This window comes from Eisenbergiella massiliensis, from assembly GCF_003435485.1.
On the sequence record NZ_QVLV01000002.1, the window covers coordinates 212918 to 224903 of the forward strand.

Sequence of the window (11986 nt, forward strand, 5' to 3'; positions counted from 1 at the left end):
GACAGAACCGCCCGGCAAAGTCACTTTACCGGACGGTTCTGGTTTTGTATTCTCCAGAAAGCTTGCTGCTTTCCCTTAATTTTATACAAAGAGATTAACATTGGAGACTTCTGCATCTCCCAGATAAGAAGCTACGCCGGCTAACTCCACACCATCGATAAGCTCTTCTTTTGTTATGCCCATCACGTCCATGGACATGGTGCAGGCCACCAGGCGGACACCCTGGGCCATGGCCTGGCGCATCAGCTCCTCCAGAGAGCTTACGTTTTTATCCTTCATTACCTTTTTCATGAGCCTGGTTCCCATGCCGCACATGTTCATGTTGGAAAGCTTCAGCTTCCCTGTGCCCCTTGGCATCATCATTCCGAACATACGATCCAGGAACGGTTTTTTCACCTTTACCTTTTCCGGCTTACGCAGTGCGTTCAGGCCCCAGAAGGTAAAAAACATGGTAACCGGCCTGCCCATGGCCGCCGCCCCGTTGGCGATAATAAAGGCTGCCAGCACCTTATCCAGCTCACCGTCAAAAACGATGATGGTCTTACCCTGGTTTTCGGCAGGATACTGCGTTGTTCCGGAACCGGACGGACAGGCGCAGCCTGACGCGGCGTTTCCCTCCGCGGGATTTTTGCACCCTTTTTCAATCGTAACCTTATTTTCACGGTTTTCTCTTTCCACGTTTACCAGCCGGTTTCCGGTTCTGCTGCACCAGGCCTGCACATCCCTGGCAAAGCCCATATCTGTGGCTGTGACGCAGAGCTGCTCCCCCTCTTCCATCTCTTTGAGCGCTTCATTTACCTTCATGATAGGCCCCGGGCACTGCATGCCGCAGCAATCCAGGAGCTTTATGCTTCTCTCCTTTTTCGAAAGGCTTTCCTCTTTCATCTGCGGCTCCTTCTGAGGAAGGCTTCCCGCATATTCTTTGTAGTGATAGGATTTATAAAAGGCGCTGCCGCCCTCCAGGACCCGTACCTTCAGAAAGCCGGACTGCTGCAGGATGCGGGCCGCATTATAGGAACGCACGCCGATTGCGCAGTAGGGAATAATCAGCTTTGAACGATCCAGCTCATCCAGCCTGTCGCGCAGCTCTCCCAGGGGAATGTGGACGGAACCCGGCAGCGCGAAAACCATGTGTTCCACATTTTCCGTGATATCCAGGATCTGGTAAGTGTCCTTCGCAGCCTCATCTGCCTGCAGCTTTTCCAGTTCACGGACGCCTATGAAGGAAACCAGCCCGTTTCTCACATTTTCAGCAACAAAGCCGGCCATATTTACAGGATCCTTGGCGGAGGAATAGGGCGGCGCATAGGCCAGCTCCAGTTCTGCCAAAGCATCTGTTGTGCCGTGCAGACGCATGACGGAGGCAATGGTATCCACTCTTTTATCCACGCCGTCCTGACCGATGATCTGCGCGCCTAAAATCTTTGCCGCCCCATCAAAAATTAGTTTCAGCGTCATGGGAACCGCGCCGGGATAATAGCCTGCATGGGATTTCTGCTGAATCAGTATTGTGTCATAATCCCGCCCCTTCTTTTTCCCGGAGGCGAGGAGCGTCTTTTCATTGATTCCCACGGCGGCAGCCGTCAGGTCAAAGCATTTCGCCACACTGGCGCCCAGAGTCCCTTCATATACTTTTTTATCACCTACGATGTTGTCCGCACAGATTCTGGCCTGCTTGTTTGCCGGGCCGGCGAGGGGGATCATGGTTTTATTACCCGTAGTAAACTGAGTCACCTCAATCACATCTCCCACCGCATAAATGTTGGGGACGCTGGTCTGCAGATGGCCGTTGACCACAATGCCTCCCCTTTCGTTCAGCGCCAGGCCGGCATCGGCGGCAAGCGCGCTGTTAGGACGTACGCCGATGGAAAGAATGACCATATCCGCGTTTACCTTCCTGCCGCCAGACAGCAGGATTTTCACCTGCCCGTTCTCCTGTCCGAAGCTCTTAACCCCATCCTCAAGCAGCAGCCTCACACCGTTCAATTCCATGTTTTCATGGAGCAGTTGGGCCATTTCATAATCCATGGGAGCCATTACCTGGTTCTGCATTTCTATAATGGATACCGCAAGCCCTGCCGCATGAAGGTTTTCTGCCATCTCCACCCCGATAAAACCGCCTCCGATCACAGCTGCGCTGCGGGGATGGTTTTCCTGCACAAAGGCTTTGATCCGATCTGTGTCGGCGATATTCCACAGGGTAAAGATATGTTCTCCGTTAATTCCCGGAATACCGGGCTTCAGCGGGGATGAGCCTGTGGCGATAATCAGGTGATCATAGCTTTCCTCATAGGTTTCTCCCGTAAGCAGGTTTTTTACCGTTACCTTATTTTCTTCGGGCCGGATGGCGGTTACCTCATTCTTCACCCGGACATCAATATTAAATTTACTCTTCATTCCTTCCGGCGTCTGAAGCAGAAGCGCCTCCCTGCTTCGGATTACATCTCCTATATAATAGGGCAGCCCGCAGTTGGCAAAGGAAATATAACCGCCCTTCTCCAAAACCACGATTTCCATGCCCTCATCCCTGCGGCGCAGTCTTGCTGCTGCTGTGGCTCCGCCGGCCACACCGCCGATAATCACTGTTTTACTCATAAAAAATACACTCCTTTACAGTAAGCTGATGGACTCATCTTACCTTATGGAGTGTATTTCTTCCGTAACCAGGTCACATAACATACAGGGGTCCCTGCGCCCTTCATCATTCGGGAAAAGATACGTTTTGACGGCTGATTGATTCTGCTGCCATACACACCCTTCCTGCCGTTACTGCCTGGCCAGCTCCTTCAGCCGTTTCTTATCTTTCAGCCGGACCCTGCCCCGGCCCAGCTCCACTATATCCTCATTTTCAAAATATTTAAGCATCCGTGAAACAACCTCACGCGCGCTTCCCGTATATTTGGCGATCTGGTCATGGGTCATGGTCAGCGTATCCTTTCCTGTCTTTGCGGACTCATCGATGAGAAAAACTGCCAGCCTGCGGTCAAAGCTCATGAACAGGATCTGCTGCATCGTCCACATCACATCGGAAAAACGTTCTGTGGTCTGCTTGTAAACAAAATTTTCCACATATATATTTTCATCGGAAAGCTTCTTAAAAACAGCGGTGGGGATGACAGTTACCCTGCTGTCTTCCTCTGCGTCAATGAGAATCTCAAAGGTGATTTCCTGCATAAAACAGGATGCACTAAGAATACAGGCCTCCCCCTCTTCAATACGGAAAAGCGTAATATCCCTGCCATCCTCTGACTGGATATATACCCGCAGCGCTCCTGCCTGCACAAGGATTACCCCCACACAGTCCTCCGAAGCCTTGTGAATGAAGCTTCCCCTGGAATACGTCATCTCAGCGGCGCTGCGGCAGATACTTTCCATTTCCGCAGCAGTCAGCTTCTCCCAGAAAGGGAAAAAATCTTTCAGCTGCCCACCTTTTTCCTTCTCCATATATTCTCCCCTTTCCCGGCTGTTTCCTGCCGATATCTGAAAAAGTCCCGATAAATGAAAAGGGACCGCCGCAGGCGATCCTATTTCACCGGTACGAACTTCGCCTGGTTCATCAGCGGATGCTCCAGGGAAATCGCCCCTTTATTCGGGCAGGCCATTACACAACTGCCACAATAATAACATTCTCCCGGATAAATAACAAGAGGGTGCTTTCCCCTGACCGGGTTTGGTATCATAATATCCACCTGGCATACATCGGCGCAGCGGTTGCAGCCGACACACAGGCTTTCGTCAAACTTCAGCGGCCTTGCACTGCAGGGCACTACGGAAGCCGTCAGTTCCTTTTCCATGCTCGCTTCTCCTTCTACCGTAATCTGCTGCCAATATAATCCTGGTTCCGTTTTTCATATTCCTCTTCCACATCCCCGAAATATCCAAGCGGCACTCTTCCCTTCACGGCTTTCCCGTTTTCCTGGCGGATGGTGATAAAGCATTTGTCGGCTTCCGGGTCCATCTGCGGATAATCGCTTCGTTCAAAGCACAGAGGCTTTGAACTGGATTCCCGGAACAGACATGCCTGCAGAATCATTTTTGCAACCTCTAAAATATCAAACACCTCATGGGCGCGCATCAGCTCATGCGGGTTATCCGCCTTTACCAGGGGAACCGCTTCCTTCTCATAGCTGTTTAAGAGGGCCAGCCCCTCCTCCAGGAGAGCGCTGCATTTTATTCCGCCGCAGTAGTTCTGCATGGCCTTGGAAACCGCCATATTCAGCTCCCTCCAGTCCATGCCGTCCTCCACATAAAGCGGTGCATACAGGCGTGTTTTTTCCGCCTCGATTTGCTGCCTGTCTGGTACTGCCAGTTCCATATCCTCTATGGAATCCGCAGCCTTTCTGCCCGCATAATATCCGGTTGCGGCAGCAAAACCACAGCAGTCCGAGGCAAAAAGCTGATCCCCGGCAGCATAGATCCCGTCAATATTCGTTTTCAGATCCCAGTCATGCATGATGCCGCCGGGCGCGCCGAACAGCTGCCGTTCCTGAGCCAAAAAAGCCGCGGACTGCCAGCCGTTTCCGTAGCTCTGCAGCATATGCTTTTCCGGATCAAAGCCGCGTTTGGTGTAGTTTTCCAGAATCGGGATCTTGGTTTTTCCCTCTTCGCCTACCATCATACCCCAGATAACCTTGCGTTCCATTTCAGGCATTCGGCTCAAATCCGCATAAAAAGGAAGCTGGTAGCCGCGTTTTATCAGTTCGTCAAAGGGCAGGGTTTCCGGTCCTCTGTATTCATATTTCGCTTCGTCAATTACGCCGCCCTTGAGGAAGAATTTCTGCCCGGGCGCAGGATAATAACGTTCTGATACGGTTTTCAGCTCCTTGCCGTCCCGGTCCACATAAGGGATTTCCACGCCCCTGGCATCCACCATGGTGGCCGCGTACCAGGTATTGTGGTTATTTCCGGTGCCATAGGGAGGAAAGCTCCGGCCGGCCGCTGAAAACTCGCCCTTCACCGACTTTTCCATCATGGTAAATTCGATCCCGGCCCGGTATCCCATGGCATGGCCGCTGCCGATGCTCTGGGTGGGACGGAATTCGCACAGTCCAACCAGGTCAGGATTAAAAAGCCATACCCGGGCGGGACGAGACATGGTGAGTATTGTGGCCTTTGCCCTGAAAATCATGAATTTACCGGTACGCACATTCATGCCCAGCGCGCCTGTCCCTCTTTTTTTCCCATTTACCACGGCCGTCAGCAGGGCTGTGGCTTCCGTTCTGTCATAAACGGCCACACCAAGCTTTTTCAGCTCACGGTACAAAGCAGGCTTGAAGGTACTTCCCCACACACGGAGCGTAAAACGGTTTTTATAATCATAGGCGAACATGAGCCTGGTTTCTTCATCCCTGAACTCTGCGCCCTTGAACTCATCCTCCGTGTCCCGCACCTTTCCGCCGAAGCTTTCCATATCCAGCAGACGATCGTAGCCCTCCCTGCATTCGATATAGTGGGCGATACCGTTGCTGTAATAATCCTGCTCTTCAATATAAGCCTCTGCGATTTCCTTGGGAGTCACCCGGGAACAGGGATTGGTACAGGCGGATTCCCAGTGGTCAAAGCCGCTGCCGGCCGCGCCGCTGCGCTCGGTAGCCCCTTTTTCCACAACGATCACCTTTTTCCCTTTCCGGGCCGCCGCGATTGCCGCATAGCAGCCGGCAAGTCCGCCTCCCAGGACGAGGACGTCGCAGGAAACCTCCTCCTCCTGCCCGATTTCATTTTTATATGGCCACTGATATGTACTCATATTTCCTCACAAAATAATTATTTTCTGTAACTGTCCGGAATCCTCGCAGTTACTGTTTTTTTACAATACGGAGCATGCTTGGTGCGCTGTGCAGCCATTTGCCCTGCCGTATTTACACATGTACTTTTTTCCCGTCCTTATCCAGGCTGCTGAAAATAACCAGCGCCGCAGCGGATACCAGATAAGCGATCATCAGGGACAGGTCCACATTGATGATGCCGTAAAGCGGTCCGGGAATTCCGATAAAGAAGGAAACCACACCCACAATACCGCCGGCAATGGCAGCTGCGAACGCTCCTTTTCTGGTAGCGCCCTTCCATAAAAGTCCGCCCAGAAGGGGAACCAGCATACTTCCCATATACGGATAATTGAAAATAATCATGGCATCCAGGATGTCGGTCATTTTAAATGCAAACAAGATACCCGCGATGCTTCCGCCGAATACGGCAGCGCGTGAAATAAGCTTGGCCTTCGGAAGCTCGTCCAGGTTCTCCACCTCAGGATGGAGGAATTTATTGTAGAAGTCTCTGGAAAAAGAAGCTCCCAGGGACAGGATAACGCAGTTTGCGCTGGACATTGCCGCGGAAAGGATCGCTGCAATTACAATTCCGGCCAGGACCGGATGAAGCACGCCGGTTGCGGCAATGGTAAAAATACCGTCGGTTACGCCGGGGAACAGTATGGTTGACGCCGCACCGATGGTGGAACACAGAAGCCCGATGACAATGACGATAACACCGCCCCAGATACATCCCTTCGTAGCCGTCTTCGCATCCTTCGCCGACTGTATTCTCGCGTAAGCGTCATAGGATACGGAAATGGAAAGGAAGAAAGGCAGTACAAGATAAATGAATTTCGTTCCCATTCCCTGAGGAATAAACGGTGTCATATAGATATCGGCAATGCTTCCGCCCGCATGCATAAACTGAATCAGCGTGGCAATGGCCAGTATGGGAATACCCACAATAATAATTCCTGTCTGAATCACATCGGTTAAAACAACGCCCCACATGCCGCCGATGGTGCAGTAAATCAGAATAACCACGGCCGTGATTACAACACCTGCGCCGAAGGGAATGCCAAAGCCCGCCAGGATGCCGCCGCAGGCCAGCAGCTGGGCTATGAATATTCCAAGGAGGCTGGGAACATTGCTGATCCAGGCCCAGAAACGGATGCCTTTGCTGTCGCCGTAGCGCTTGGCAAAATAGTCAAGCGGTACATAGCCTTCCTCCTGACGCAGCTTTCTTGCGGTAAGAAGCCCTGCCAGAATCAGTCCGCCGCCGCAGCCTATAGAGTAATAGATTCCGGGCCATACGCCTTCGTTGTAGCCATTGGTCGCGCTGCTGAGCACGATTCCCACGCCAATTTGAACTGCCGCAAGGGTGATTGCCGTCATCGGCGCATTCAGCTTCCGTCCTGCCACCAGGAAATCCGAGGCCTTCTTATTTTTTCTGGATGCATAGATTCCCGTGCCGATCATGACCAGGAAATACACCACACAAATTGTTACAATAACTGTGTTTCCCCCCATAATTTCTGTCTCCTTTAGATGATTTATCTTGGGTTTTGCTTCGCTGCTTTTATGTGCTTTATTGCGCACACGCTTTAAAGCAGTAAAGCCATATTATTGTAACATTCCTGTACAAGGAAAGCAAGTCATTTTTCATTTCTTTTGCCTGCCTGAACTGTTACCCTGCTTTTTCGAAAGCTGAAGCTCTGTTTTTTTCTTATCCACCATGAAATTATCCCATAGGCCTGAAGCCGGCGTTCTCTGCTATCTCCTGTTCCCGGAACAGACTGCGGACGGCCTCCTCATAATCGCACAGACGCTGCGCTTTCCTGATCTTTTTTACATATTTTTCAGAGTTGGAAAACAGGCAGCCCAGATAGTACCATAATTCCTTCATCCGGAACAGTACATCCCGTTCGCCGGAAAGCACCTCTCTGTAATCCTGTTCCAGCTGTTCAAGGAAACGCTTTATTTCCTGCTTTCCTGGCCGCTCCTCTCCCGCCAGTTCTCCCGGCAGGCCGGGATTTGCCAGGATTCCCCTGCCCAGCATTACCGTTTCAGTCTGCGGAAAGGCAGAGGAAAAACGTAGGTAATCCTCTGTGGTAAAAATGTCCCCATTATAAGCGACCGGATTCCGGCTTAATTCCTGCGCTTTCCCAAAGGCCTCCCAGTCGGGCTTATTTTTATAATAATCCGTCTGTACCCTGGGATGGATAATCAGCTCCTTTAGCCGAAATTTATTGAAGATTTCCAGTAAAGGGCCGAATTCCTCAGCTTCCTCCAGCCCCAGCCTGGTTTTCAGGGATATCTGCATATCCAGAGCTTCAAATACTTCCGCAAGGAACCGTTCCAATGCTTCCCTCTCCCCCAGAAAGCCTGCCCCTTTTTTCTTGGACACCACGGTTCCCGAAGGGCAGCCCAGATTCAGGTTCACCTCCCGGTAGCCATATTCGGCAAGCTTTTTGGCCGTGCGGATAAAATCCTCCGCTCTGTTGGTCAGAATCTGCGGAACTACATACATCCCCTGATTGTGCTCCGGCAGAATATCATTCCGTTCTTTTGAATTCAGGGTCTTGTCCTGCTTTGGCGCAATAAAGGGTGTAAAATACTTGTCCATGGGATGGAATATACTATGGTAGGCATTCCTATATATGTAGCCTGTAATTCCTTCCATGGGGGCAAAATATAATTTCATTTCTGTTTTCCTTTCTGCATTGCTGTATCCCTGTGACGTTAAACGGGCCGGAGAATTTTCCCCCGGTCCAATGTTTGATTTTGCATACAAAAAATAACTTTTTTTCTACTCTATTTTTGTTAAACAGCAGCTCATTATAATCCGGTTACCATGACTTCCTCAGTTTTAATGCTCCTGATTCCCATAGAAACGGATATACATTAATTATTTCAAAACCTACCCCTTGATAAAAGGCAACAGTTGAATAATAAACCGGTTTTGATTCCGGCAATACCGTCATGACTTCTATCTGCCGAAAACCAATACTTTCCACATAGGCAGAAAATTGACTGATTAATAATGTGCCATAGCCCTTCCCTCTAAATTCTCGTTTAGTCGCAAACAGTGTTATATGCGGACTGCCATCTAAACACGTAAAAACTAAAAATGACACGATCTCACTCTCGTTCATAAGATAAGCAACGCTTTGAAAAAGCAGATCATTTGTGGTATCCGCTGGTACATTATCCGTGAAGAAATCTTCAGTATAACTTTCAGTAATTGAGATAATCTGTCTGACTGTACCTGCGGAGGCTTCCTTTTCTATACAAAAACGCATATATTTATCCTCTTATTAACTCTGCCGCATGTTTCTTTCATTTTCCTATTATACTACGTTGTGTATGAATAAGGAAAGGAAAGAATCTTGCTTTAATTGCTCTGGCCTTGGCAGAAGAACTACTGCTGCTTATTTATCGTATAACAACAGCCATCCCGCAGATTCTCGGGCAGGCTGCCGTTCTGTGATACGCCCTGTTTTCCGGTGTACCTTCTCATATGCCGCCGTTAGCCCAAGATAGCTTTTCATAGAAATGCTATCACCGCCGCTTCTATTCACTTCGTCGCTATTTTGCAGCTTTATCCCAATATACGGGACATCCTCTATTTCCTTCATAAGCTCTACCTTCTTTCAAGGTAAAACATAGCAATGAAAAATGACTTTTAAGTGAATCCCAGCTTATATAATTGTAAGGGGCAAAAACGGATTCGCATAATTTTAATGCTTTTACACATACTGTCAAAGAGGTGAAGCTGTAGTCTGAGTCGCCTCGGAACAGCCAAAGCTGTAAAAATAAAGGTACAGATCCATAGTGTCTTTTCAAAATATATCAGAGATGGAGCAGAATACCCAGAGATTTCTGGGAGAAAGGAAAAATCCAATTACTATCTGAATAATTGGATTATACGCGAGAATATGGCATCCTATGTATCCCCGGCAGTCCGGGATAAATTTGAATCATTATCAATTAATCTGAAAAATGTGATATTGGAAAGAAACGTTCAAATCAATGACGTTTACGATTTGATTGACGTCCTGGAAAGTATCGTTAAGGAGGAGGAGCAATAGCTTCCCCTCCTTAATTTCAGGTAGAATTTTGCTTTCAGTGAAATACTGTTGCGCCTCTGGAAATTTATTCTGCTTTCATAAGATATATCTTTTCCAGACTATAGTTATCAAAATCCATAATTCCATCTTTCACGGTATAGTTATTGGAAATGAACAGGGCTCTGCTTCCTGGTGTAAAACACATGGCGGCCCCGTTGGGGAGTTCATACTGTGCACGCGTGGCAACAGCCTTCTGGTCTCCGATATTATAGGTATAAATACCATAAGGTCCCCAGATTAGCAGATCTGAGTCTCTCCCGGCTCCCATCGTATCAAAGGCTCCCACATCATCAGGAAGGACATTGCTGTATTTTTCATCAATTGTGAAGTTTTGTATATCAAAGCCAACTATAGTAGGGATCCATTCATGCCCAGCCATAAGCACTCCGTAGACCTCTCCGTTTCTGGCCCGTCCCAGCCCCCGGACATCGCCGTCGTCACAGGTAATGCTGCCTGCCAGGGTGCAGTCTTCATTCAGAACCAGTATTCTCTGACTCTTCTTGGCGCCTTTCCATTCTGCCAGATAAATTCTGCCGTCTTTATCTGCAGCAATCGCCTGATAAGGCATTTTCGTCCCACTGATTTGATTAATATCAGCCTTTTCAAGTTCCTCTCCCTCAGGCGAAAGCTTCCACAGACAGGAGCGTACATTCTCGAAGGAACCATTTTCTGACTGGGTAAGAAGAAGGCAAAGATTCCCTTTCCCGTCGCATGTCATCATGGAAATATCCATGCCGTCAGGCACCTGTACCTCCATTTTCACCGGCTTATCACTGCCAAGCTCCAGCTGATACAAGCATGCCTGACTTCCATTCGCTTTATTGCTTCTTTCTCCGATATAAAGAGTATTGCCGAAAGCTGCCGCAGCATCAATGCGCATTTCGCCGCTGTAATTTATAATCTGATCCTGAGCCGTCAGCTCTAACTGTACCGGTTCATAGATTGCATCATACGCAGAATCATCCAGTTCTCCGGCGGCAGCTTTGCTTTCGGCCTCATGTATACTAAATTCCCGTTTTTCCCGGAAATCAATAATTTGCAGGATTTCTTCATCATTCAGTTCTTTTTCCGGTAAAAAGAATGTGCCGCGCGATGCAAGGAAGGCGACTCCGTTCCCATCATATTCCGATGCAGCCTCTATTCGTTTCAATGTTCCCTCCGGAAATACGCCCTCGTTATAATATTTCCCCTTCAGCTCTTCCATTTTCTTTTTTTCCATATCGGTCAGTTCCCTGGAATAAAAATCAGCCGGTGCGGCATTCAGCGATGCCTGGAAATGACTTGATCTTTCAGCCTCATTCATAGCCTCCATCCGCTGCCTAACGTAATTAACCGCTGCTGTTACCGTAACAGACAGTGTTGCAGCCAATGCTGCCGCAAGTATTATCACCTTCTTCCATGTAAACCGCCTTTTTTTCCCTGCGGGAAGGCAGCTCAGGATATTTTCGATATGTTTGTCAAAGTTTTGAGGCAGCTTCGGAGTTCTGTCCGCTTCTTTTTGAGCCAGCTTCATTATTTTTTTATCAAAATTATCAATCATAGTCCGCTCCTTTCCATCCAGAATCATACCAGCTGTTTCTTTAATATATCCTTAGCCCTGGACATCCTGGATTTAACGGTTCCCTCCGTGATATGGAGAATTTCACTGATTTCCTTTATTTTCATTTGATCATAATAAAATAAAATGATTACGGAGCGATATTTTTCATCAAGGGTTAATATAATGTCCCACAGTTCATCGTGTTTATCATTTTGTGACATTCCATACCGACTCACATCCTCAGTCAGTTCCACCCTTTTCCTTTTCCGGAAAATATGTTTTGCTTCGTTTGCGGTAATCATCATAATCCATTGCCTGAACTTATCGATCTCCCTTAAAGAATCCAGATGCTCATAGGCTTTTATCACCGCTTCGCCTACGGCATCCTCCGCATCCATTTCATTTTGCAGTATTCCATAAGAAAGCCGGTACATGGGCAGCTTATATTCTCTGATTAAATCCGCAAATTTTTCTTTTGTTATCCGCACCTGCTTTCACCTCTCTTTTTCAGAAGCTTATGATTATAAGAGTATCCTGTATGGAGAAAGGTTCCGTTTCACTTATAAAAA

11 protein-coding genes are annotated in these 11986 nt (G+C 48.5%); 1 reads left to right on the forward strand and 10 read right to left on the reverse strand.

All coding sequences use genetic code 11. The features are described 5' to 3' along the window. Positions 1 to 81: 81 nt before the first annotated feature. From DXC51_RS03520 to DXC51_RS03555, 8 genes are all read right to left on the reverse strand, one after another. Positions 82 to 2595, reverse strand: a complete 2514-nt coding sequence (locus DXC51_RS03520; protein WP_117543737.1) for an FAD-dependent oxidoreductase — start codon at positions 2593 to 2595, stop codon at positions 82 to 84. Positions 2596 to 2766: 171 nt separating this feature from the next. After that, positions 2767 to 3444 carry a Crp/Fnr family transcriptional regulator gene (locus tag DXC51_RS03525; RefSeq protein ID WP_117543739.1) on the reverse strand — a complete coding sequence of 226 codons (678 nt, stop codon included), beginning with the start codon at positions 3442 to 3444 and terminating at the stop codon, positions 2767 to 2769. A gap of 80 nt (positions 3445 to 3524) precedes the next feature. Next, the gene (locus tag DXC51_RS03530) at positions 3525 to 3794 is read right to left on the reverse strand and encodes a 4Fe-4S dicluster domain-containing protein (RefSeq protein ID WP_021635814.1); all 270 of its coding nucleotides are present in this window, start codon (positions 3792 to 3794) and stop codon (positions 3525 to 3527) included. Positions 3795 to 3808: 14 nt separating this feature from the next. After that, the gene (locus DXC51_RS03535) at positions 3809 to 5746 is read right to left on the reverse strand and encodes an FAD-dependent oxidoreductase (RefSeq protein WP_117543741.1); all 1938 of its coding nucleotides are present in this window, start codon (positions 5744 to 5746) and stop codon (positions 3809 to 3811) included. Positions 5747 to 5858: 112 nt separating this feature from the next. After that, positions 5859 to 7277: a sodium:solute symporter family protein gene (locus tag DXC51_RS03540; RefSeq protein WP_180998247.1), complete on the reverse strand. Its 1419-nt coding sequence runs from the start codon at positions 7275 to 7277 to the stop codon at positions 5859 to 5861. Positions 7278 to 7488: 211 nt separating this feature from the next. Next, positions 7489 to 8451, reverse strand: coding sequence for a tRNA dihydrouridine synthase (locus DXC51_RS03545; protein WP_117543743.1), 963 nt, complete (start codon positions 8449 to 8451; stop codon positions 7489 to 7491). 145 nt (positions 8452 to 8596) lie between these two features. Beyond that, complete coding sequence (locus DXC51_RS03550) at positions 8597 to 9049, reverse strand: GNAT family N-acetyltransferase (RefSeq protein ID WP_025489793.1); 453 nt, start codon at positions 9047 to 9049, stop codon at positions 8597 to 8599. Between the two features lie 129 nt (positions 9050 to 9178). Beyond that, complete coding sequence (locus DXC51_RS03555) at positions 9179 to 9385, reverse strand: hypothetical protein (RefSeq protein ID WP_117543745.1); 207 nt, start codon at positions 9383 to 9385, stop codon at positions 9179 to 9181. A 300-nt stretch (positions 9386 to 9685) separates the two neighbouring features. Between DXC51_RS03555 and DXC51_RS29425 the strand changes: the two genes are divergently transcribed. Further along, entirely contained in the window at positions 9686 to 9838 is a 153-nt protein-coding gene (locus tag DXC51_RS29425) for a hypothetical protein (RefSeq protein ID WP_044915364.1), read from the forward strand. Between the two features lie 64 nt (positions 9839 to 9902). On the opposite strand, the gene DXC51_RS03560 is transcribed toward DXC51_RS29425, so the two are convergent. After that, positions 9903 to 11417: a hypothetical protein gene (locus tag DXC51_RS03560; protein WP_147331818.1), complete on the reverse strand. Its 1515-nt coding sequence runs from the start codon at positions 11415 to 11417 to the stop codon at positions 9903 to 9905. 23 nt (positions 11418 to 11440) lie between these two features. Beyond that, on the reverse strand, positions 11441 to 11905 hold the full coding sequence (locus DXC51_RS03565) for an RNA polymerase sigma factor (protein ID WP_147331819.1): 465 nt from the start codon (positions 11903 to 11905) through the stop codon (positions 11441 to 11443). Positions 11906 to 11986 lie beyond the last annotated feature (81 nt).

Excerpts from the sequence above, each read along its gene's own strand:
- DXC51_RS03525 (WP_117543739.1), bottom strand. The coding sequence starts at position 3,444 with ATGGAGAAGGAAAAAGGTGGGCAGCTGAAAGATTTTTTCCCTTTCTGG.
- DXC51_RS03560 (WP_147331818.1), bottom strand. The coding sequence starts at position 11,417 with ATGATTGATAATTTTGATAAAAAAATAATGAAGCTGGCTCAAAAAGAA.
- DXC51_RS03555 (WP_117543745.1), bottom strand. The coding sequence starts at position 9,385 with ATGAAGGAAATAGAGGATGTCCCGTATATTGGGATAAAGCTGCAAAAT.
- DXC51_RS03550 (WP_025489793.1), bottom strand. The coding sequence starts at position 9,049 with ATGCGTTTTTGTATAGAAAAGGAAGCCTCCGCAGGTACAGTCAGACAG.
- DXC51_RS03535 (WP_117543741.1), bottom strand. The coding sequence starts at position 5,746 with ATGAGTACATATCAGTGGCCATATAAAAATGAAATCGGGCAGGAGGAG.
- DXC51_RS29425 (WP_044915364.1), top strand. The coding sequence starts at position 9,686 with ATGGCATCCTATGTATCCCCGGCAGTCCGGGATAAATTTGAATCATTA.
- DXC51_RS03530 (WP_021635814.1), bottom strand. The coding sequence starts at position 3,794 with ATGGAAAAGGAACTGACGGCTTCCGTAGTGCCCTGCAGTGCAAGGCCG.
- DXC51_RS03520 (WP_117543737.1), bottom strand. The coding sequence starts at position 2,595 with ATGAGTAAAACAGTGATTATCGGCGGTGTGGCCGGCGGAGCCACAGCA.
- DXC51_RS03540 (WP_180998247.1), bottom strand. The coding sequence starts at position 7,277 with ATGGGGGGAAACACAGTTATTGTAACAATTTGTGTGGTGTATTTCCTG.
- DXC51_RS03545 (WP_117543743.1), bottom strand. The coding sequence starts at position 8,451 with ATGAAATTATATTTTGCCCCCATGGAAGGAATTACAGGCTACATATAT.